This is a genomic window from Alteromonas sp. Cnat2-8, assembly GCF_022348355.1.
Classification (GTDB): Bacteria; Pseudomonadota; Gammaproteobacteria; order Enterobacterales; family Alteromonadaceae; genus Alteromonas; species Alteromonas macleodii.
Window position 1 is genome coordinate 628,824 of record NZ_JAKREX010000002.1, and the last position, 23,322, is coordinate 652,145.

At 40.4% G+C, this 23,322-nt stretch carries 19 protein-coding genes; 9 read left to right on the forward strand and 10 right to left on the reverse strand.

Translation table 11 applies throughout. The annotated features are described in order from the left end of the window. Positions 1–7: 7 nt before the first annotated feature. From MHN00_RS06870 to MHN00_RS06880, 3 genes are read right to left on the reverse strand one after another with little or no spacing between them, the layout of a single operon-like run. Entirely contained in the window at positions 8–958 is a 951-nt protein-coding gene (locus MHN00_RS06870; protein WP_156078655.1) for an XrtA-associated tyrosine autokinase, read from the reverse strand. Next, complete coding sequence (locus MHN00_RS06875) at positions 958–2,526, reverse strand: XrtA system polysaccharide chain length determinant (protein WP_069944660.1); 1,569 nt, start codon at positions 2,524–2,526, stop codon at positions 958–960. The genes MHN00_RS06870 and MHN00_RS06875 overlap by 1 nt, the downstream gene beginning before the upstream one ends. Positions 2,527–2,557: 31 nt before the next feature. Next, a complete protein-coding gene (locus tag MHN00_RS06880; protein WP_014950246.1) occupies positions 2,558–3,190 on the reverse strand; it encodes an XrtA/PEP-CTERM system exopolysaccharide export protein in 633 nt (210 codons plus the stop codon). 149 nt (positions 3,191–3,339) lie between these two features. Between MHN00_RS06880 and MHN00_RS06885 the strand changes: the two genes are divergently transcribed. The 9 genes from MHN00_RS06885 (at position 3,340) to MHN00_RS06925 (ending at position 14,642) form a co-directional block, all read left to right on the forward strand. Then, on the forward strand, positions 3,340–4,752 hold the full coding sequence (locus MHN00_RS06885) for a TIGR03013 family XrtA/PEP-CTERM system glycosyltransferase (RefSeq protein ID WP_014977095.1): 1,413 nt from the start codon (positions 3,340–3,342) through the stop codon (positions 4,750–4,752). Between the two features lie 2 nt (positions 4,753–4,754). Continuing rightward, positions 4,755–5,594: an XrtA system polysaccharide deacetylase gene (locus MHN00_RS06890; protein WP_239300750.1), complete on the forward strand. Its 840-nt coding sequence runs from the start codon at positions 4,755–4,757 to the stop codon at positions 5,592–5,594. Positions 5,595–5,630: 36 nt separating this feature from the next. After that, positions 5,631–7,148 (forward strand): exosortase A, encoded by a 1,518-nt coding sequence (gene xrtA, locus MHN00_RS06895; protein WP_239300751.1) that lies wholly within the window; start codon positions 5,631–5,633, stop codon positions 7,146–7,148. 136 nt (positions 7,149–7,284) lie between these two features. Further along, the gene (locus MHN00_RS06900) at positions 7,285–8,550 is read left to right on the forward strand and encodes a putative O-glycosylation ligase, exosortase A system-associated (protein ID WP_239300752.1); all 1,266 of its coding nucleotides are present in this window, start codon (positions 7,285–7,287) and stop codon (positions 8,548–8,550) included. Beyond that, positions 8,551–9,612 carry an acyltransferase gene (locus MHN00_RS06905; protein ID WP_239300754.1) on the forward strand — a complete coding sequence of 354 codons (1,062 nt, stop codon included), beginning with the start codon at positions 8,551–8,553 and terminating at the stop codon, positions 9,610–9,612. Beyond that, the gene (locus MHN00_RS06910) at positions 9,613–10,803 is read left to right on the forward strand and encodes a glycosyltransferase family 1 protein (RefSeq protein ID WP_239300755.1); all 1,191 of its coding nucleotides are present in this window, start codon (positions 9,613–9,615) and stop codon (positions 10,801–10,803) included. It abuts the gene before it with no gap. A 23-nt stretch (positions 10,804–10,826) separates the two neighbouring features. Next, positions 10,827–11,891, forward strand: coding sequence for a polysaccharide pyruvyl transferase family protein (locus MHN00_RS06915; RefSeq protein ID WP_239300756.1), 1,065 nt, complete (start codon positions 10,827–10,829; stop codon positions 11,889–11,891). A gap of 88 nt (positions 11,892–11,979) precedes the next feature. Continuing rightward, positions 11,980–13,083, forward strand: a complete 1,104-nt coding sequence (locus MHN00_RS06920; RefSeq protein ID WP_239300757.1) for a polysaccharide pyruvyl transferase family protein — start codon at positions 11,980–11,982, stop codon at positions 13,081–13,083. A 110-nt stretch (positions 13,084–13,193) separates the two neighbouring features. Further along, entirely contained in the window at positions 13,194–14,642 is a 1,449-nt protein-coding gene (locus MHN00_RS06925; protein WP_239300758.1) for an oligosaccharide flippase family protein, read from the forward strand. A 106-nt stretch (positions 14,643–14,748) separates the two neighbouring features. Here MHN00_RS06925 and MHN00_RS06930 read toward each other — a convergent pair whose 3' ends face one another. The 7 genes from MHN00_RS06930 to asnB are packed head-to-tail and all read right to left on the reverse strand — an operon-like array spanning position 14,749 to position 23,314. Next, complete coding sequence (locus MHN00_RS06930; RefSeq protein WP_239300759.1) at positions 14,749–15,672, reverse strand: polysaccharide pyruvyl transferase family protein; 924 nt, start codon at positions 15,670–15,672, stop codon at positions 14,749–14,751. Continuing rightward, entirely contained in the window at positions 15,669–16,991 is a 1,323-nt protein-coding gene (locus tag MHN00_RS06935) for a glycosyltransferase (protein WP_239300760.1), read from the reverse strand. Before MHN00_RS06935 ends, MHN00_RS06930 begins: the two co-directional genes overlap by 4 nt. 2 nt (positions 16,992–16,993) lie before the next feature. Further along, positions 16,994–17,893 carry a glycosyltransferase gene (locus MHN00_RS06940; protein ID WP_275444199.1) on the reverse strand — a complete coding sequence of 300 codons (900 nt, stop codon included), beginning with the start codon at positions 17,891–17,893 and terminating at the stop codon, positions 16,994–16,996. After that, positions 17,880–19,265: a hypothetical protein gene (locus MHN00_RS06945; RefSeq protein ID WP_239300762.1), complete on the reverse strand. Its 1,386-nt coding sequence runs from the start codon at positions 19,263–19,265 to the stop codon at positions 17,880–17,882. The genes MHN00_RS06940 and MHN00_RS06945 overlap by 14 nt, the downstream gene beginning before the upstream one ends. An 8-nt stretch (positions 19,266–19,273) precedes the next feature. Next, positions 19,274–20,383, reverse strand: a complete 1,110-nt coding sequence (locus MHN00_RS06950; RefSeq protein WP_275444200.1) for a glycosyltransferase family 4 protein — start codon at positions 20,381–20,383, stop codon at positions 19,274–19,276. After that, entirely contained in the window at positions 20,380–21,444 is a 1,065-nt protein-coding gene (locus MHN00_RS06955; protein ID WP_239300763.1) for an acyltransferase, read from the reverse strand. Before MHN00_RS06955 ends, MHN00_RS06950 begins: the two co-directional genes overlap by 4 nt. After that, positions 21,434–23,314, reverse strand: a complete 1,881-nt coding sequence (gene asnB / locus MHN00_RS06960; RefSeq protein WP_239300764.1) for an asparagine synthase (glutamine-hydrolyzing) — start codon at positions 23,312–23,314, stop codon at positions 21,434–21,436. Before asnB ends, MHN00_RS06955 begins: the two co-directional genes overlap by 11 nt. Positions 23,315–23,322: the final 8 nt, after the last annotated feature.

Here is a 23,322-nt window from a genome sequence, read left to right on the forward strand (position 1 = left end):
ATCGCGCCTATTCGCTGCGCTCTGAGTAATAATACCCATAATATCCGCTTCCATCGGTGTCGTTATGTACAGACTTGTTCACTACAAATCCTATGGCCATCTCTGGGTTCAATCGCTCCACAGACATTTTAATATCGCCTATCTTCGCTTTGCCCTCTTCTACGACAACAACCGCTTGGCCAGCGAAATTAGCGAGAATAGCACTCTCGTTTATACCAATGAGAGGAGGCGTATCAAAAATAACTATTCGATCTGGGTATCTATTTGCAAATTCATTAACAGTGTCATGCATTTTCTGGCTTGCTAGCAGTTCGGTAGACAAATGGTGCGATTTTCCAGCAGGAATAATTTTCAGCTTATCGATGTTGGTTGGGTACAGCACATCTGAAATATCGTCAACGTCCCCGGTCAAGTATTCCATTAGCCCTTTACGACGCTCTAACCCTAAAGTGTTTAATACATTAGGCTTAAGTACATCGGCGTCCACAAGAAGTACGGTTTTATCCTGCTCCGATGCGATACTCATCGCCAGGTTGGTTGCAGTGAATGTCTTCCCTTCAGAAGGGCGACTACTGGTAACCATAATAATGTTCGGGTTGTGAAGGGTTTTCGCTAGTGAACCAAAAGCATTTGCTAAAAGCTTACGCTTTATTTCTCGGTACTCTTCATTAATTTGTTTTCTCTCACCGTTAAGCGAAATATGTCCGTTCTTATCAAGTCGCACGAAATCAATAACAAACTCGTCAAGTGGAGCTTTTTTATTGATAAATTCCTTTTCTTCAGCAATTACGGTTTCAACAGGAAGCTCTGCGGGTGCAGGTTTGTCAATTGATACCTTCGACTCTTCAGGCGCGTTTGAATGACTAGCGTCTTCAATTTTTTCTGTAGACGAAGTCTTTTGACTTGCTGCTTTCGCCTCTTTTTGTTTTTGAAGTGCCTTCTCAATTGTATTTTTCATTAAAGAAGCCCTCCAAACAAATCTATATTCATAATTTCAGCGGCGACCAAGGCGCCGTACATTGCCAAAATAGTACCACTGGAAAGCAGAAACACTAAAAGACGGTTTCTGTTTGTTTTATTTATTTGCTCAATGTTCAAGTGGGTTACAGTACCCCATATAGGATAATCTGACACATTGAGTAACTGCTTAGGCCTAATCAAAATAGGATTAAGTTGGCTTATAAGAAATGCGATGCCAATTCCTGTACCGAAACCCAAAATTAACACTGCAGTGTAAAAAATTAGCCTGTTGGGGCCTGAAGGGCGCTTGGGAAGAAGCGGGGGCTCTATAATTCTGAATTGAAGGTCTTCTGCTGAGACATCAGCTCTTCGAGATAAGTCTGCTGATTCTTTTCGTGACAAAAGTTCTTCATATTTTCGTTTTGTAACATCGTAATCTCTATTCAATGCAGAGGATTCTGCTTCAATCTGAGGAATCAGGTCTACTTTACTTTCGAGTTCTGCAATTTTTCTTTGCAAATCACTATCTTTAACACGAAGGGATGCAATTTGGCTCTCTAGACGGCTGGCTTCGAGCTTAATCTCTCGGTTCAGTTCCGTTAAAGGTTGAGTATTATTACTTTCATCAGCGTTTAGGAAGGCATCTATCTCTTTTTGCCTAGACTTCTCAAGACTTTCTAATAAAGCTCGTGATTCAACGACGTCAGGGTGAAGATCTGTAAATCGAAGAGATAGTCTATCTAGTTCTTCCTCTAGCGCTTTTATTCTTTCGTCATATCGTGTCTGTAAAACTGAGTCATTCTGATTGGTAACACTAAAACTGTCAGCTCGTTTTACATTACCGATTTGATTTTTAAGTGAATCAACTTGTTGCTGAGTTTGCCTTATCTGCAATCGAGTAGCTTCAAGTTCATTATTTAAAGTCTGTAGGTTTGAATAATATGTCCCGGCTAGCGGGAGAATATCATTATATTGTCTCTTGAAATTAGCCAGACGCTGTTCCGATTCTGAAAGTCTCGATTCATACTCCGCAATTTGTTCATCTAAAAACCTACCAGCGGTGTCTGTATCCTTCCTGTTATTACCCAGTGCGCCTTCAACAAATAAGTCTAGCGTTTCTTGAACCACACGTTGAGCTGTGTTGGGAGATTGGTTGGAATACGTTATATTGTAAATATTATCTCTACCAGTTTTATTCAGCTGTATGCTATTGGATAGCCTGTTGACCAAATCATCAAACTCATCTTCATTTTGCGTCGTTATATCAAGGTCACTTTCTCGAGCAATTTTCTCTACATTACTTCTACTGAGTAATGTTTTGGCCATCATTTGAATCTCTTGGTCAGGATTAGTCTGAATTGCTAATCCTTTCAGTAATGGCTGTAAAACCGAGCGAGTATCTACGAACACTTGGGCTTTTGAAGAGTAGACATCGGGAAGGCTGGCAACATATAAAAAGCCAATAGGGCAGATAAGCCATGAAAAAATAATCACGTAACGCTTTTTAATCCAAACCCCTTTAATGTAATCAAGAATTTGGATTAGCGTTTGTTGTAAGTCCTGCATTTTATTATTTGTTCCGTTTACTGCTTTACAACTAGAACCAAGCTTCTGGAATAATTACAATATCACCAGGTAGCATATCGACATTTTTTGAGATATCACCATCTCTAATCAAATCGTCAATGTTTATTTCGAACGTTTTTTGTTTTCCGGCGATTACTCGAACCAGTTTCGCGTTATTTCCGTCTGCAAATTCCGTTAAACCACCTACGGCTATCATTAAATCCAGTAACGTCATGTGCTCGGAGTAACTTACAGCACTTGGATTTGTAGCTTCACCAATCACGCGAACCTGTTCACTCAAAGGACCAGTGAAATTGTTCACACTTACCGTCACTCTCGGGTTGTTTATGTAGGTAGAAAGCTGTTCTTCTATTTCCCTTGCAAGCATTGTTGGCGTTCTACCAGCCACATCAATATCTTCCACTAGAGAAGTGGTCACCTTTCCGTCCGGTCGAACAATAAAATTGCCAGAAACCTCTGGGTTTCTCCAAACAAAAATAGTTAGGGAATCACCTGGGCCAATTAAATATTGGTAATCATTAACATTGGTAGTTAGTGAAGGTCGGGTAGTTGCTTCAGGCAGAATGCCAGTGTTACTGCAACCATTAAGACCGATAAGTAAAAGTGGAGCACAGCACGTTATTAGTTTTTTAAAGCGGAACATAAGAGATCATCCTACACTCATTATGGTTAATTTATGGCTTTTGCCGTTTACCCTACGGTAAATGTCACTATAATGCCAATAACAATTGTAGTCTATTGGAATAAATCCCTTTATGATGGGAAAAACGCCGCAGTTTTAGGGGGCCAGGGGTGGCAGTAAACAAGCGCAATCAAAATAAACGCTCAAATATACTAGTAATAACAGAAGCGTTGCTCATTGCTTACATGGGCTATATTTCTCACTTTATCCTTACGCAAATTGGAATGTCGCCAAATGTGGCGGTGGAAAAACTGATAATCAACGTAGGAATGCTTACAGTTTCAATATTGTTGTGTTCGTTATCCGTTGGGTTGTATGAAGCGAAGTTAAGAGAAACTTTTCGGGGGATCATCCGTCGCATATTCGTAAGCGTGGGACTGAGTTATTTTTTAGTCGAAGTGCTAAGTCGAGCATTTTTTGATGACTTGGTTATGGATTCTTATTTCCTGCCGGCATCGGTTTGTTCAATTATTATAACCTTAGTTGTTTTCAGGTATTTCACAAACCGTCTTGGCTTGTTAGGCCTAGGGAAAGTGCGCATATTAGTCCTTGGGGCAGGGGAAAGAGCTTCAATTATTGAAAAGCGTATGCGCAGAGATGTGGATAGAATTGGGTTTGAGCTTGTAGGGTTCATTCCAATTCCAGGAGACAATCGCGAAGACGGAATTCGAAAAGAGAAGATTATTCATCTTAAGGTAGACGAGAGTTTTCAACAGTTCATTGCAGATAATGAAATAGAAGAAATAGTCATCGCTTGCGACCAACGTCGTGGAACGCTTCCTGTAGAAGTGCTTTTTGACTGCAGGCTTAGAGGGATTGAAGTTACCGAGCTTTTAGATTTCATGGAGCGAGAAACAGGGCAAATAGTGGTAAACCTGATGTACCCGAGTTGGGTCATTTATTCCAATGGATTTCAGAGCCAGAATTATTTGCGAGACGCGCTAGATTACACACTCAACGCGTTCCTAGCGTTCATCATATTCCTCTTTGTTTGGCCAATTATGCTGATTACCGCATTCATTATTTATTGCGATGATGGCAGACGTACAGGTGTGTCCGTTTTCTATAAACAAGAGCGAGTGGGGTTAAACGGAAAGCTTTTCAAAATAATTAAATTCAGAAGTATGCGACCTGATGCAGAAAAAGATGGCGCTAAATGGGCAAGTAAGAATGATGATCGCGTTACTCGTATTGGCCACTTTATTAGAAAGTACCGCGTAGACGAATTGCCACAGCTTTTAAATGTGTTTAAAGGTGAAATGGCATTTATCGGACCTCGTCCAGAGAGGCCTCAGTTTGTAGAGCAGCTTGTACGCGAAGTGCCCTATTACAATCAGCGTCATAACGTTAAACCAGGTTTAGCTGGCTGGGCACAGCTCAATTACCCTTATGGCGCCAGCGTAGAAGACTCTATGGAAAAGCTTAAGTTCGATCTTTATTACGTAAAACACCAAAGTTTGCTGTTAGATATTTTGATACTTATCCGTACGGTTGAAATTGTACTGTTTGGCAAAGGGCGATAATCATGAAGCTAGATAATCGACTCAATGCCATGACAGTAGATGTGGAAGACTACTTTCAAGTTTCTGCTTTTGAAGGCGTAGTAAACAAAAGCGATTGGGATTCGATCGGCTTGAGAGTGGGAGATAATACCCATCGCCTTCTAGATTTGTTTGCTCAAAATAACGTTAAATCGACATTTTTTACGTTAGGCTGGGTGGCGCAGCGCTGCCCAGATGTTATCAAACGGATAGTAAGTGAAGGTCATGAGCTGGCGAGCCACGGACTAGCGCATCAACGCGCTACAACGATGACCGAGCAAGAGCTTTTCAATGATATTAAGCAAAGCAAAGAGATTCTTGAAGATATAGGCGGTGTGGCGTTAAAAGGCTATAGAGCTCCGAGTTTTTCAATTAACGATTCGAACACGTGGGCGTACAATATCCTCAAGGAGCTCGGCTTTGTTTATTCTTCTAGTACTTATCCAATCAACCACGATCTCTATGGTGTACCAGATTGGCCGCGCTTTAAATACAAACGTGAGAATGGTCTGATAGAGATTCCAATACCAACAGTTCGTAAGAAAGGAACAAATATTGGGATTGGTGGTGGCGGTTATTTTCGTCTTTATCCTTATTGGTTATCCAAACGCCGTATTACTGAGTTCATGCAATCTGAAAGTGCGCCATACAGTTTCTATTTTCACCCTTGGGAGATAGATGCTGATCAACCAAAATTTAATTCTGCACCATGGAAGTCTAAAGCTCGTCACTACATCAACTTGTCAAGAATGGAAGGCAAAGTAGAAAAGCTGCTTAAAGACTTTAATTGGGTAACAATGCAGCAAGCCTACGAGATAAAATAAACGAACTGCGTTTTAAAAAAGAGCAAGGATAAACTCATGAGTAACAGTGAAGCTCTCGATGCCAGCGTTGACGGAAGGGATATGTCTTTCAAAGTGAATAAAACGTTTTATTTTAGCTGCTTTGTACTACTGTCTTTGTGGGTTGTTTTTTGTTGGAAAGGCCTCTCCACTGTTATTCAAATTTGGTACGTGAATGAAATCTTCAACCATGGCTTTTTTATTGTACCTGGAGCTTTCTACCTTATTTATTTAAAGCGACGAGTACTTTTTGCACAGCCAATAAAGCCAGCTCCATTAGCATTTATATTCATAATTCCTACACTTTTCCTTTATGTGATCGGTATTGTTGGCGATGTTCAACTTTTTTTACATGCAGCTACCTTTGCATTGTTACCTTTACTCATGTGGCTGATGCTAGGGACTCAGGCGGCGAGAACAATTCTATTCCCACTTATTTTTATGTTGTTTAGTGTACCTGTAGGAGAGCAACTCGTACCTTATCTTCAAGAAATTGCTGCAGACGGAGCCGTAGCGCTATTGCGCTTAACAGGTGTTCCACTATTTCGAAGCGGTTTATATATAGAAATTCCTCAAGGCCGGTTCCTAGTAGCGGAAGCATGCTCTGGCGTAAGCTTTTTTATCGCAAGCTTTGTAATAGGTAGCTTATACGCTTACTTGAACTTGGTGACTAAAACACGAAGAGCTTTATTTGTAGCGACCTCTTTAATCTTTCCTATATTAGCGAATATTGTTCGAGTTTATGGCATTATTTTAATAGCTTACTGGACTGATATGGAGTATGCAGCAGGAGCTGACCATCTTATATACGGTTGGTTTTTCTTTGCTTTTGTAATCGTGTGCCTCTTAGGCATAGGTGAACTTATGAGAGAGGAAAAAACACAATTAGAAGGTCTACCTCCTATGAATGAGAAAGTGCGAGTCTCTCTATTCGTTGTTAGTACATGTTGTGCACTAATAATTGTTTTCTTTGGCCTGTACAACCTTATACAAGTGCAAAACAAAGATAGTGAACATGTCATGGTCAATTTATCAGCATTGTCGGATGACTCTTGCAATCAGTTTGGTAAGTTTGCAGTATTAAACAATCCTACATTTGAGAAACAAGTAGCATTAAAGCATAGCAATTGTAATTCAAGTATCTTAGTTGCTTATTTCAATGAAGAGAATAGTGAGCTTGCGAGCTACTTGAATCGTGACTTCGATCCTTCAAAGTATTCGTTAGAAGAATCATTTAGTCTTCCTTTAAAGCAGTACAGTGTTTCTGTATCGAATGTTGTGAGCCCTTCTGGAGAAAAGCTGACAATCTACAAATGGTATGTGGTTGATTCGAGAGTTTATTCAACTCAGGAAAGATTAAAGCTTCAACAAATTATAAACAAATTGCTTTTCAGGCCACATAGGGGAGAAATTTGGTTGTTTGCAACGGCAAACTCAGACAGTTTTGCTGCGAAAAAACTCCCTAGCCTCATAGAGTACTCGGTTAAACGTAAACTTACAAAACAGGGGAGTTCGGAGCTTGTATCATGGGAGTAGACAGCCTTTCAACACTGATTCATTTCTTTGTAATGATGATGATAATAGTTTTTTATATGAAGCTTGAAAAAAAAAGTAGTACTACAAAGACAAGTAAAAACGAAAATAAAGAAAAAAAATAATAAGAGACTAGTTGATGGTTACAGATATTTTCATGAGCTTAATTTTATTAGCTCTGATGTTTTATTCTTTTACTCGGCCGCATGTAGCCGCCTGTTTGGCAGTGTGGATAAACCTTGTTAAACCTCAGAACACTTCTTTTGCCTTCTTGGCCGGGCAGCCACTTTCTTTAATTACTACGGCATTGTTCTTTTTAGTTTTAATTTTTAATTTTAATAAGCTGCGTATTCCCAAAAGTAAATCATATCACTTTATTATGATAGGTTTTATGGTTTGGGTAACGATAGCTTCATTTCTCGGTGAATATCAAAACGTCGTCTGGATTAAGTACGACTTTGTAATAAAAACACTTATTTTTGCTTACTTTATTCCTTTTACATTAACTAAAAGGGCTCATGTCGAGATGTTTCTTTGGATATGTGTTGCTTCTTTTGGGTTATTCCTTTTTATGGCTGGGATAAAAACCTTATTAGGGGGGGGAGGTTACGGGGTTTCACTTATCGGAATCGGTGGGTTTATGTATTCAGAAGGTTCTACACTGGCATCGCTAGCAGTGTGCCTTATACCTTTGTTTGTTGCCTTAAAGTCATCCTCAAAGATTGCACAGTCATGGAGTGCTTTTCGCTGGCTGTCTTTAGCTTACTCTGCTCTATCTTTACTCACAGTTGTTGGTACTCAAGCTAGAACGGGTCTAGTAGCGTTGGCTGCGTATATAGGATTACTTCTGAAAAAGCACAAGATAAATTTTAAAGTGTTTCTGGCTATATGTATGATTCCTTTGCTTATTTATACAGTTGCGCCCAAGTCTTGGTTTTACCGCATGTCTTCTATAGAAGATGCTACAACATCTGAAAAGTCAGCGATAGGTCGAATTGTAGTGTGGAGGTGGACATTAGACTATGTTTCTCATAGGCCTTTTTTTGGGGGCGGCTTTTACAGCTACAATGCAAATGCTGGAATTTTGCACCACTATCAGCAAGGTGACGAAATAGAAATAAAACAAAGAGGCGGTAAAGCATTTCACAATATATTCTTCGAAGTGCTTGGCGAAACCGGTTACGGGGGACTATTTCTATTTCTGTCAATTTTATTGCATACAATTTTGCTCAACAGAAGGACTATTAAGCGGTTGGGTGGAGAAGTTGGGGTCATTGGCGGTGCATTAAGCCATTCTTTAATTATTTATTGTGTCGGTGGTCTCTTCATTGGCGTAGCATTTTATCCATGGATCTATTATCTATATGGAGTCTCTCTAGCTCTAAGTACAGTAGAAGAGTCATAAATGAATTATCTTACTTCAATAAGAGGAATCGCTGCATTCTTTGTCGTTCTTTATCATATAAAGCATTGGTTGGTAGCATACGATGTGCCGCAGTTTATTAGTATATTCTTTGAGAAAGGTTATTTAGCGGTAGATTTCTTTTTTCTACTGAGCGGTTTCATTATTTCTTTTAACTATATGAAACACTTTTCGAGTAATGACACTTGGCAGGCTAAAAAAGATTTTATAATTAAGCGCATAGCAAGAATTTATCCACTTCACGTTTTTGTTCTTTTGAGCTACCTCAGCATTCCTCTTGCCTTGTATTTAACAGATAGAGTAGTACCCGAAGGAGCATTGACCGCAGAAAGCTTCTTCATCAAACTTATGCTTTTAGATCTTTGGTTTATCAGCTCCGATTTTTGGTCAATGTGGAATACTCCGTCATGGACTATCAGCGGAGAGTTTTGTGCTTATTTGGCTTTTGCATTTACTGCTGGTTTTATCGCAAAGTTCCGACGCTATGCTGTTATTGCTCTATTAGTTTCGCTAAGCATCACCGCGATTGCCTACACGGTAATTGGAGCTCGTTCATTAGGGGATAATATTGGGGACCTAGGACTCCTTCGTTGCGTTTTCGGTTTCTTCAACGGAATGTGCCTTTACATCATCCATTACAGATTGAAAGATAAAGAAATTGCTTTTGGTAAGTGGCTTTTTTGTATCTCCTTCTTGTCTTTCTATGGATTAATTCTAAATACTACTGCCAATCACTTTTACGCGCCTGGGTTATTCTTTTGTATGCTTTTAGGACTTCTTTTGTCTAAAGGGCCAATTCACAGGCTGCTTGAGCTTAAACCTTTTATATGGCTTGGCGACATATCTTACTCTGTTTATTTAAGCCATACCTTTTTACTCAATTGGTTTGTTATGCTATTGATGGAAGACAGTCAAAATGCCTCTATTTTTAATATTTTCGCTTATATCGCAATAGTCCTAATTTTTTCTACAATGTGTTACCAACTTGTTGAAGTCCCCGGACGTCGTTTGATTTCACGTAAATTTGCTAGTAAGGGGATTTGAATGGGTGACAAACTACAGCCAGTAATTACTTCTATGCGATACAGAATAGGAATTGATGCTCGATTTGTTTTACGCCCACTAAGGGGTATGCCTCAATATGTATATATGCTTTGCCAGCGTTTGCCAAAGGTGATGCCAAATGTCGATTTTTACTTTTTTATTAATCGGCAGTTTGAATACAATGATGAGATTTCACACTACGAGCAACGTTTAAGTCGTTTTTCCAACTTTCCGAACGTAACTTTAGTTAATATCGATGCTGAGACAGAGATACTTTGGGAGCAGTGGTTGTTACCCAAGCAACTAAAAAAATACAAAATCAACCTTTTTCATATGCCAGGTAATAGGGTCTGTTTGCTGTCTCGCGTTAAACAAATAACTACAACTCATGATTTAATGGAGTGGCATTCTCTTAATATTTTTCGCTACTATAAAGGCAGAACTTTAAAAGAGAATTTTTATTTTTTAAGACAGAAGGTGTATTTGTGGGCAGTGTATAGGTTAGGTTTGGTTTTTTCTGATCACATTTTAACCATTTCAAAATACTCGATGGGCGATATCACGAGTACTTTCCCAACATTAAAGGGCAAAGTTTCTTATGTTTACCATGGTATTCCTAAAGGTTTTGAGCCACCTACTAACCCGGTCTTGAAGAAAGGCGTTCTCATGCTTGGCGGCGACAGTCATCAGAAGAACCCTGAGAACATGTTAAAAGCATGGGCGCAGTTACCTAAAGAGTTGCAGAAAGCACATCCCCTCACTATTTTAGGGTTTGTTGGAGGGGAAGACTCTATCATTTCCAAAACCATTCGAGCATTGGGAATTGAAAATGACATTGTTATAAAAGGCTGGGTTACCGAAGACGAGCTTATTCAAGCAATGAAAACCTCAAAGGTGTTTATTTTTGCATCGCGCGAAGAAGGCTTTGGGTTTCCTCTTGTGCAATCAATGGCTTCTGGAACACCGGTAGTAACTTCTGAAGCTGACGTGCTTGTAGAAATTGGGCAAGATGCGATTTGTAGCGCAGAAGCTGAAGACTTTCTTGCGTTGAGTAGTGCTGTAGGCAGCCTCCTTACAGACGAACAGCTCTACAATGAAAAAGTAAAAAAAGGCCTAACGATTTCATCCAAGTTTACTTGGGAGCATACCGCCGAACATATTGCTTCTACATATTTGACATTATTGAAATGAAAATAAAAAAAGGAATGTATTTCTTGATATCCAAGTTGGTGGAACCTTTGCGATGGCGTTTTGAACTGTATTTTGCTGAAAAATTTGATCTTTATGGCTCACTTTCATTCTACTTAAAGCAAAAGTTCACGAGGAAAAAATACTTAAAAACCGCTCCTGTCGTTTACATTTATGCAAACAAAAGAAACGTTGGGGACTATATTTCCCATCTTGGTTTAAAAGAAGTAGTGGGTAAAGACGGCCCCGACCTCTTTTGTTCTCCTGTATGGTTAAAAGAGTTTAAAGCGCACATTGACTACTTAAAACAGCATAACCCAAATGTGCTGCTGGTAATTGGCGGAGGAGGCCTTTTACAGCCAGTCTTTGAACCTTTTTGGCACGATGTACTACAAAGTGGCTTGCGTTTCACCGCGCATGGTATTGGCATTAATAAGATGTCTGGAAGAGGGGAAATGAAAGGTGATTTATTTCCTAAAATCGCGAAAGGCGCCGACCATTTAGGCGTGAGAGATGAATATACCTTCAACTTTTTAGAGCAATTTGCACCAAATAAACTAGTTCTTACCGCTTGCCCCTCAATAAACTATCTGGTTCCACGTTACTGGCAATCACTAGCACGTTCTTCAAACGTTCTTTTGCATCTAATCCATCCGTCAGATGTAAGGTTGGCAGGCGCTGACCTAGATACAATATCAAAAAATCTGATGGCTGTAGCTGAAGCTTTGGGGTTGGAATATCAAGAGCATACTAATATGGATTCTTCTCATGTTCGAATGCTGAAAAAGGTAAGTAATGCTCGCGTTATTGTGAGTAGTCGTCTGCACGGCTGTATAATGGGTTTCGGTATGGGAATTCCTTTCTTGCCGTTACTGTGCGATGACAAAATGAAGGCATTCTTGACATCACACACGGAAGTTGACGGGGTTGATGTTAAGCAAGCAGAAGACGCATCTGTTTTGAAGCATAGAGTTGAGTCGCTTCTAGCTGAATGTAGCAGCGACCGAAGTAAGCTCGATGTGAAGCTTGCTGAAAATGCAGAAGCGGGTAGTTACATAAATAGCCTAGCGTCAAAAATCGCCAAAGATTAATCATAAATGCAATAAAGCAGCAAGCCATGGTGTTAATGCAAAAAATAGTTTGTGGAATTGCGCGCATTGAACAAAATAAGGGATAGGTATGAATGTTACCTTTAGTGGCTTCTACGGTATGAAAAATACGGGCGACGATTGCTTTTGCAAAGTCGCAGAGTGGGGAGCGCAGCATTACTGGGGCGCTGATACCAGTTATTTCTTTTCTAAAAAAATTCCTAAGCTATCCAACAATGCAAAGCCGATTATGAAAACATTGCCATATCGTCTGCAGTTCATTAACGAGTTATTGTTAGATAGGCATTTTAAGAAAAATAAGCATCTTGTGTATTCTGGTGGTTCCATCTTCCACGGCAAAGACTGGTGGGAAATGGAATATGCCAATAAAAACTTTGAAAAGTATGATTTAAAGATTGGGGCTATTGGGGTTTCTGTAGGTCCCTTTGATTCGGTGGCACACGAAAAGAAAGTTATCGAGTTTATGAAACGCATGTCTTTTCTTTGTGTTAGAGACCTTAAGTCTTATGAATTGGTGCAGAGTTACAATTTAGACTTACCTTGCACACATGCCTTCGATCTTGCTGGGCTGTTGCCAAAGGTTGACAAGTTAGATTTAAAAGCAAAGCAGGAGAGCACTAAATCGACCATCGGGTTAGCACTGTGTTCGTTCAGTGGAAAAACAGGAAAAGTGCGTCACGAAAATAGCGAACGACTGCAAATTCTGGCGTCCGCAATTAATACGTTGAATGCTAAAAGGGGCGGTGATGTTACGCTTAGACTCTTTGTGTTCAACGGCCATGAATTGCACGGTGACATGGCTGCAACGCAGGAATTTGTTCGACTTCTTGACCCGACTGTGAGCGTTGAACTGTTCGACTATGTCACCGACCCTATGAGTATGTGGCATCAGATTGGCGACTGTGACGCATTTTTAAGCTTTAGACTACATGGCGCAATTTACGCGTTTATGGCTCACGTTCCTTTTTTATTAGCCGAAGTGCATGAAAAAGCCAGCAACTTTCTTAAAGATATTGATTGGCCAGAGAAATTTCGGGTAGGGGATTTTGAAGTGTCGCCTGATAGTTTGGTTAGTATTGTTGAAAAAATGCTGGAAGGGCACGACTTTTCGCAAAGTATAAAGCGTTGCGAGAATGACGCTGAAAAAAACTTCACGCATGCCGTGTTTGACTGAATATTTCACTGACTCAAGGAATGTTGATAAATGAAAACTGTTGTGCGTTCTACATCAAGGCTTCTTGATGTGTGCTTTGTGTGGAACACAGTCGATAAGGATTTAAAAGTTTGAACTTAGCAAGAAAAGTGGCCAGCAGTACGTCGCTGATCCTTATTGTTCGATTATTCCAACGCGGCATCGGTATTATTAGCCTGCTGATTCTTGCGCGTTTATTAACGCCCCAAGATTTTGGCGTAGTTGCAATAGCTACAATGCTTGTCTTTCTTTTCGATACATTGTCTGAGGGAGGCACTCAGCAATATATTATTCAGAAGAAGACCCTGGATGATAGCGATATTGTAACGGCATGGACGATTTCAATATTGTCTAAACTCGCGCTGTTTGTTGCGCTGCTTGCACTTACGCCTGTACTGGCCAACTTTTTGAACGCACCAGAAGCTGAATCTGCGATACGCGCTATGGCACTTGTGTTACCAATTTCTGCCTTTGCTAGCCCCCAACTCTTTATGCATAGAAGAGATTTGGAATACGGCATCATTTCTAAAATACTCTTGATTGAGAGAGTTGTGAGTTTCTTAGTTACAGTGGTACTGGCTTTCATTTTAGAGAACTATTGGGCCATGATAATAGGCGTGCTGGCAGCATACACCAGCAAAACACTGCTCTCTCATTGTTATGCGCCTTATCCTTTGAAGTTTTCATTGAGCCGCATAAAGGAGCAAATGAGTTTTTCATTGTGGATGCTCATTCGTTCAATTTTGGGGTACGTGCGCGCCGAGTTCGACGTGATTTTCATTAGTAAAATGTACGGTGCAGATCAGCTTGGTGGTTTTAGCTTAATGAGAAACCTTTCATTCTTACCAAGTAGAGAAATAATCGCTCCTGTATCTAATGTATTCCTAGCAAGCTTTTCTGAAATAAAAAGAAGGGGCGATCCAATTGGAGAGCACATTGTGGTAGTGCTTACCATATTGCTGTGTGCGATTTTTCCGGTTATTGGTTATTTACACGTTTTTAATCAGGAGCTTGTTTCGCTGTTTTTAGGACAGCAGTGGCTGCCCTTTGCGCACTTATTACCGCTATTAGCCGTGTTCACCATTACATTTGCCGTGTCGACTTTTGTTCAGCAAGGGCTTATTGCAAATGGTGATGTAAAGCTATTGTCGGTTTATGAAATGGTAACGTTGAGCTTATTATTAGGCCTGTTTGCGTTTTTCTTCTCGGGCAGTATGGAAGAATTTATTATCGCAAGGCTAGTATTCGCTTTCACTGTGCTGGGCATCTTGCTGGTGTTTTGTTCTATGCGGTTTGGGCTGCCCGTGGTTAGCTTACTGTTTATGTGTGCGCTGTTGGCCACGGCGTGTTTTGGCGCTGTCTTATCAGCACAAATGTTGACGGGGCAGGGAATACTCTATCTTGTATTAGGGAGTGCTCTATACTTTGGAGTTTATCTCGTAGCGTGTTTATTTTTTCTGTTTTTATTTAAAAGGCACAGAATACTTGAAGAAGTTAGTTCGTTAGGCTTGCGCTTTATTCGCTCTAGGCGGGCAAGTTGATTTAATGAAGAGTTATTTAGTTGTTAAATCGAATGAGTTGCAGCGTTCCTATTGCTGAGCATACTTAAAGTATGGTCAGCAATAGATAGCTTAATAAATATTGCGCTTATTCTTTCCACACTACGTTTGCGTATTTTCCTTTAAGTGAATACTCGTAAATAGCGCGTATTTTAAAGTAGTTATTACCGTATAGATTTACTTTTTTACCTAACTTAGTCGCCGCAATGGCTACGTGCAGCCTGTTGGTGTTCACCGTTTCAAAGGCGTTAATGTGAGATAAAAAACGAAATGTAGACAGCTTGGCGAGCTTAGGTTCGCATGAACTCAACTCATACAGTGCCGATACGTCAACGTTGTCTGAGGGAATGGGAATGTCAGTTTTTTCAACGTCTATTCTAAATGCATTGAGTTCACCGCTTTGAGGTTTGCTCGGGTAGGGATGACCAAACAGTGATTTTAAAGTGTAGGCAAGGTAGTGCTTCAGCGATATACCAAAATCTTCATTTTTAAAGAGTGCGCGGCGCTTCAATTCTGAACCAACACTACCCAACGCCGATTGGCTGGCAGGTTTTGATAGCATCTTTTCCACATCTGCGCTTAACACCATGTCATCGTGAAGGTATACGTTGGCTCTTGTTACCATTTTGCTAGCAAATTCATAAGAAACTCGTTCTCGACAAAAGAGATGAACGGTTTCAGGAAGCGATTGCAATAACTCTTCTGCACCAAAAAGCGTGTGAGGTAACAATATAAAAGCTTTCACGCGAGAAGCGTATTTTTTGATGTAATAACCAACACGGCTATTTTCACCACCAAAATTGCCGCCTCCACCATAAACAAGAATATCATTGTCTGAAATATCTTTTTCTGACTGGCAGCATTTGTACTCTATATTGTTTCTTTCAAAAAATTGATACGTTGCACATGCGATAAGTGAGTCACCTGCATTGCCAGGATTGGGAAGGTAGTTTACCTTTCCACCAAGCTGTTGGATTAACACTACCAACTCATCATCTTTCTCTTTATTCATTTTAGTTTCTTTTCAATCCAGCTATAACAATCGTCAAATGCATCCTGCTCTTCATAAAGATAATGCATGCCATGTAAGTCATTCACTTTTACTGCGAGGTTTGAGTGCCATTTTACGTCGCTATTTTGTTCTATCTCGTAGTCTCTTATCACGTCTTGCATCATTTGAGTGGCTACGTCGCAATTCCTGTTGTTTAAAATATACTCTCTTGTAGAGAAGGTTCCCTCATTGTTTAATAAACTCAATACCTTAATTTCAAGATCTTGCTCGTTTGCAAAGTAACCTGTTTGTGCATTTATAAAATCGTATTTTTCACCGTAATTATGGTTTTCTCTCATTATTACCGGTGTATCACACAGCATTCCTTCAATAATCGCCCTGTTGTTACCCTCAAACTTTGACCACAAGACGTTTATTTTTGCCCGCTTATATAATTCAGCGACTTCTTGAGGTGTTATCCATTCGTAAATCTTTACATTGTCAGCAAGCCCCATTTCATCTGCATACGAAAGGATATCAGATTGTGATATGTCACCAGGGTATCCGACTAACACAATCTTGAAGTCGGGCTTTCTTGACACTACGCCCTTCAAAGCTTGGAAAAGTGCTCTGTGACGCTTGTACTTCGCCCATGCAGCCACAACAATTAAATCAATGTCTCTTTCCTCATCTTTAAGGGGGGGAGCGAAATTCTTATAATTTATGAACCAGCTTGGGCCGACCTTAATTGGAATAAGATTTGAATTGAGTGCTTTAACGAAGTTGTAGTCTCTTTCTTCATAGGTTTGAATGAAAATTGGAAACTTTAGCTGCGTGTAAATAAGAATATTCGACTCGCAAAACCCTGCCCAACTAGGCTCTAGAATGAGATGATAATTTTCTAAAATTTCTTCTGCTTTGAAAAAGCGTAGGAACAAAGGGAAGTAGTAACTATAGTTAATAATAATTACGCCTTTCTCAGACCCATTTGGCTTTTTCAGTACGGTGATAATTCCATTTAGCATCTTTTCAGGTTCGGTAAAGAATTCCGCCGTATTTGATAGAGGCTCAACGGCATTAATAAATGCGTCCTGTATTTCGTTTTCATATTGCTTACCGTTAACGAAATACCGTTTAGCGTACTCTACACCTAGTGAGTAACTGCCAGACCACCCCGTTCTGAAAACTGCTGAAACCAGAGCGAACGCCTTACTTCTAGAACCAAGTTTCCATAGTGCAAATGCACATAACCTTACACACGCAACAAGTAGCCCTTTTTTGCTGTTGTGATCGAACTTAATAAATTCTATTAATCGATCCTTACTATGTCCCAACTTCATATTTATCGCTTCTTTTGGGTGATTAAGTTAACAAAAGTTCGCAATATGCGCTTAACGCTCATAGAATTCCCTTTGCATAGAAAAAGATTTAACGAACATTGCAAAGAGAAAAGGTGATCGTTTTTCTCTTCAGCGATATAAGAAAAAATAAGATAAGCACGGCATTTAGCTTCTTTTTTTAATGTGCTGTTTCTCAATTCTTCGTCGTTGAAGGTTTCATCAAGAATTTCGAGATGTACAGGTAATAATGAGCGTGCATTGCGAGACGTAGATTGTGGTTGTACCCTATAATCTAAAAGCACTTCGTTACATAGAACGATTGGATGCTCTTTAGCAATTTGAAGCCATAGTTTCCAGTCTTCCAGCGCCACTAAAGACTCATCAAACCCACAAAAGCTTTTAAAAATATCCGACTTAATTAAAAGTGATGAAGTAGTGATAAAATTTTCGACAGCTAAATGCGCGAATATATTTTCGTCATAAAGGTGGCTGTAAGTAGAGCGGTAAACCGTTTTGTCCTCGTATCCCAGACCTACATATTGCGAGTCGCAGTGCGACCATACCGCGTCTCCAATTGTATCTAATTGGCGTTCAAGCTTGTTTGCATACCATACGTCGTCCGAGTCACAAAATGCGATAAAATCGCCCGTAGACTTCGAAATAGCATTGTTGCGGGCCGCAGAAACACCTTGATTTTTTTGTCTCATAGCAATTATGCGGTCGTCACGTTCTGACCATGCATTTATAATGGTCCACGTCTCATCTGTGGAACCATCGTCAATCACTATAAGCTCAATATTTCGGTGAGTTTGATTCAGCACACTGCTTATTGATTCTTCTACGTAGTGAGAAGAATTATAAGCAGGCATAATGACACTCACTTTTTGATTATTTTGTTTCATTTTTTAGTGTGGATACTTTACGTTTATAGGTAAGAAACAAAGGTGGTCTAGCATATTTTCCAAGCGTGTCGCCTTTTGTTAAGGAAATAAATAGCCTTCCTTGCTCAGCATCATAGTCGGCTCCACCTATTGCCAATCCTTTGTACCTTGCGGGCAAAGGAAACTTGCCGTGTTCGTAAGGTTGAAGATTGTAGGGCATTGTTAAATTAAGCTTGGCTTTCAGTAAATCTACCACGTCCCATGCCCAATAAAAACTATAGTAATCAGATGCATCGTATGGGCATGGACCTCCGCATTTATGTCCATTGTTTTGCTCGATTTTATAGCCAATACCACTTTCGTGACCAGCTGATTTACCCAGTGTCAAATAAGTGCGTGTACCAGGGATAATGAAACCAAAAGAGGCCCCCGAAGACAGTGTCCACATTTTGTTTAACCCGTCTTCATTAATACTTAAGGGTTTAAATTCCGGTTGATATTCATATACGCTGTGGTCGTAAAGTGGGTTTTTCATGGAAAAGTCGAGCAGGGCCTGTGTTTGAACAAACCCTGACGGACCGTAAATAACATCTTTTCTGGGGTTAAAGGCAAATGCCGTCGGGCCAATAGACAACCTAGAGGATATCGCTGCGTTAGATTGTGAGCCCGTGATGTGCGAAGCGTCAAAAAGGTCGGTTAAATTAGACGGAATTTCGCTTAACCAGCCAGCTGCATGAGCTGCGCCTTGTAATTGGTAAGGGCCGTACATTTTGCTCTCAGCAAGGTTATTTGCATTCCATATCATAATGCTCGTATCAGTTTCCGTGGCCGTTGCATCATACCAGTTGATGTAGTTGACCATTAACGCATTATCAATTTGCTTAATGCCAGTAATGCGAAAGTAACCCCCAATACCTGTTGAAACTCTTGGGTTATTTATTAGCGGAATAAAGTTCTGCAGAACAGTTTCGCCTTTCACAAAATCCCTCAAGTCTTCTGACTTTGTTATTGGAGGGATAAGGAATTCACCAATGCCTCCTAATCTTGGGTTGCTAGCCACAAACATCGATTTTTTAGATGTACTAAGACTGAAAATACCCAATGAAAAATCGACAGTTGAATTCTCCGCTTTGCCAGCGCGTTTGGTCGACAGCCGGAAACCGCCTTCGTATTCCCATGCCGAAATGTCAAGTTTAGGAGAATGAATCAATTCGTACGCTTGGTTTACTTGCGTGCATGTTAACAATGCTTTTTTCTGGTTTAGCCCCAGATATTGCGATACTTCTTGTCGTTTATCGTCACATTGCTCACTGGCAGAAGCTTTAGTCACAGAGGTTGAACCAAAAACACTAACCACAATTAGCAGGAGGAGTTGAGTCGAATGTTTTGTCAAACACATAGTTATCTTCCTGTTATTTCCCGATAAAGGTGAGCGTATTGTGCCACCATATTCGTCGCATTAAACTTTTCGCAAAATACCCTATAGCCATTGGCCCCCATTTCTTTGAGAGACATGGGGGATGAGCAAAGTGTATTGATAGCGCTAGTGAATGCCTTCTGATTTGCGTTTTCTGTAACCAGGCCAGTTTGTTGATGCTCAACAATCTCGGAATTTCCACCTGCATCGGTAACAATACAAGGCTTAGACAATGACATAGCTTCAAGCAGCGTCATGGATGTGCCTTCACTCAACGAAGAAAGTAGAAAAATATCCATAATGGCAAGATGGTGGCTTGGATCTTTTATATAACCAGTAAAGCGCACATGGTCTTCAATTCCTTCTTTTTGCACAAGTGCTTCAAGTGTTGGTCGCATTTCACCGTCTCCAACAAGTACAAGAATTAAATTTTGATTTTCTTTCAAAGCTGCTGAAAATGCTTTTATCATCATTTCTTGATTTTTAATCGGGTCAAAACGCGCTATCGTGCCAAGGACAATACTCTCTTCTGGAATGGCTAATTCGCTTTTTGTAATGGCCTTTATTGTATTATCGACTTGAAGTGATTTAATGCCGTTATAAATAACGTCTATTCGTGCTTTAGGAATAAACTCATATTCTTCGAGCGCGTCTTTGGTGGCGTGCGAGATTGCAGTTGCCTTTTTAGTTGCTCTCATTAGAACTGGGTTTACAAGCTGGCGTTTCCAGCTCGTTGAATCAGGGTAAAATCTGCCGTGTTCTGTGAAAATAACTTTGGCTTTAGTGAACAATGAGGCAAGCGTGCCGTAAACCCAAGGAGTATACTGATGGCAATGCACGACGTCGATGTCATAGTGCTCGATATGCCGTTTTAACGATTTAATAAGCGAAGTGTCAAAGCCAGGTTGACGATGAGCGGTAGAGATATCCGTGCCAGCTTTTCTCAGCTCTTCTCCCCAAGGTCCTAAAGGCTCTTCAATACAGAATATCGACATCGCAATGGAACGATCAGAATTGCCGTCAATAATATTCTTTATTACCATTTCAGTGCCGCCAATACGCATGTCATAGGTAACGTGTAGAACTTTAATCATATACCTTCCATCTTCATCTTTTGAGTTCTATCGTTGTGCGCACGGGACTGCGAAAACGAAAACTTAGAGCGAGACTTCATAAAAGGCAACTCTACGAAGCGATACAGACACTCAGACAACAGCAGAGTAATAAACAACGCCGCTACGTAGTAGATTGAAAAAGCAGTGTTGTTAAGGTCGAGTTTATTTAATACTGCAAGTGCGTCAACGTGCAATAAGTACATGGCATAAGAACGTGTAGATATGTGCATGACAGCGCGCGACGCTATACCTGTTGGATTGAAGTTGGTTTGCTCGCCCCAGACAATCCAAATCCCAAACATGAATGCAAGCCCCAAGCTGCTAGGGTCACCGATTTCCCACTCACGATTGTACCTGGCGATATAGAAAAACGCGTAGGCTGCAATTGAAGCAATAAAAAAAACGTTAATTTTTTTCTGTGCTTCACCCCAAACATGCTGCCTATAGTGCTTCAAATAAGCTAGTAATACACCCATCGCACAACAATCTAACCTAACGTGAGTTTCGGTATGAGAGGAGTAAAGTTCGAGGTAACGAAAAATAGAAGGGCAAACTAATAACGTTAATAAGACGAAAACTTGATACTTTTTGTCGAGAGCTAATGTAAGTACGAACAATGGGGCAATAAATAAGTAAAATTGCTCTTCCACGGATAAAGACCAACTTACATAGAAAACACTAAGATCACCAAGGTAGTTTTGCAAAAAGAACAGATGAGGCCAGGGAAAAGAGAAATCTTCTTTTGTTAAGTAAAGCTGTAAAATAGTGACAAGTAGCACAGCATAATAAGCTGGCATAGTTCGCATCCACCGCCTGATCCAAAAGCGCGGTACATCAATATCACCAAATTTTTTCTTTTCCAGCAATAATTGGTTGCCTATTAGCCAGCCTGACAACACAAAGAAAAGGTCCACGCCAGTTCCTCCGAATTGAAACGGCGCCAAAATGGCAGGTGCACCAAAAGCTAAAATGCTGTGTGCGGTAAACACTAACATAATGGCGAGAGCTCTAAAGCAATCCAATGAAAAATTACGCTGCATATTTTGCAAACCACATTTGATACATCAACATACTCCACAGCACTATGCCGTGATCGGCTTTGCGCGTTTGATGCTCGTGCCAAAGTTTGCTTATTACACGGCTATCAAATACGTCATTTAGTCCACACTGAGCACGAAGAAGTCGAGATTCAGATAGCTCTTTTAGCTCTCCTCTAAACCACTCATCTAATGGCGTGCTGAAGCCCATTTTCTTTCTATACAGCAGTGAATCGGGGATAAAAGGCTTAAAGACTTCTTTAAGTAAGTATTTTTTCTCACCGTCGCGATATTTCTGTGAAGAGGGCAGGGTCGCGGCGAACTCTGCAACTTGGTAATCCAGAATAGGCGCTCGTACTTCTAACGAATTTGCCATACTCATGCGGTCGACTTTTACCAAGATGTCGCCTGTCATGTAGGTCTTGATGTCGGTGTAAAGAATTTTGCTTAAATGATCCGGACCGTCGGCTTTGTTATACATGTCTAAGGTATATTGACTAGGATGGTAATCGGCGAGCTGCTGTGCAACCTCAGGCTTAACTAAGCTTTGCCACATTTCATCTGTCATCATACTGTTAGTGATGTAAAAGCCCATAGCAGGCTCGTGAGATAAGCTTGTGAGTAATGATTTCGCTTTTTTACCGACTGTGCCTGGCACTTTTCCAGCTAATTTCGCTAAGTGTGGAAAAACAGACTTTCGGACCGCTTCGGGAAACTTGTTTCTTAGCTTGTTTTCAACATCGTCAATCGAGTACTTTTCGTAGCCAGCGAACATCTCATCGCCGCCGTCTCCCGCGAGCGCAACGGTTACAGCCTTTCTTGCCAGTTCCGAAACGAAGAAGGTCGGCACTAACGAGGGGTCAGCAAAAGGTTCATCAAAAAAGCTCACGATATGTTCTAGTCTGTCGCTAACGTTTTGGTGAACGGTAAATTCATGGTGCTCTGTTTCGTATTTTTCAGCTATTTCACGAGCGAAATCCGCTTCGTTAAATGCTTTATCATCAAATCCTATGGTACAGGTTTTTACTGGAGTTTCGCTGGCTTGTGCCATCATAGCGACAACACCCGAGCTATCCACACCGCCGCTTAAGAAAGCGCCAAGCGGAACATCACTGATCATTCTTTGTTTAGTGACTTTTTCAAGTAAGGTCTTTAACTGCGCTTTATTGGCATCTTCACTGGCACTTGTGGTATTTTTAAAGCTCAAATCCCAATATTCATGAATGCTGAAACCGTCTTTATTAAGAATTAAATAATGAGCAGGTGGTAACTTGTGAATGTGCTTAAAAATACTCTTTGGGTCGGGAACGTATTGATATGCAAAGAAGTCATATACGGCGTCTAAGCGAATTTCTCTTGGAATGTTCTCCAACGCCAATATAGCTTTAATCTCAGAGCCAAACGCAAATCGACCATTATCATTAAAATAGTACAGGGGTTTTTTACCCAATCGATCTCGTGCAATAAACAGTTCTTGCTTGTTTTTGTCCCACAGAGCAAAGGCAAACATTCCGTTTAGTTTATCTAAACACTTGGTTCCTTCGCGTGCGTATAGCTCTAATATAACTTCGGTATCTGTATGACTTTTAAATATAACACCGTCGTTTTCAAGCTCGGCTCGCAATTCAAGGAAGTTGTAGATCTCGCCATTAAAAACAATAACCAAGTCACCCTCTTTTGAGTACATGGGCTGATTGCCTGCTTCTGAAAGATCAAGAATACTTAGCCGCCTATGACAAAGGCCGATATGTTCATCGATATACATGCCGCTGGCATCTGGGCCTCTGTGATGAATAGCCTTGTGCATAGCTTCTAATGAAGTTTCACCGCCTTCGTTGAAATTAAAAAGGCTAAATCCTGCAATGCCACACATGAATGGTT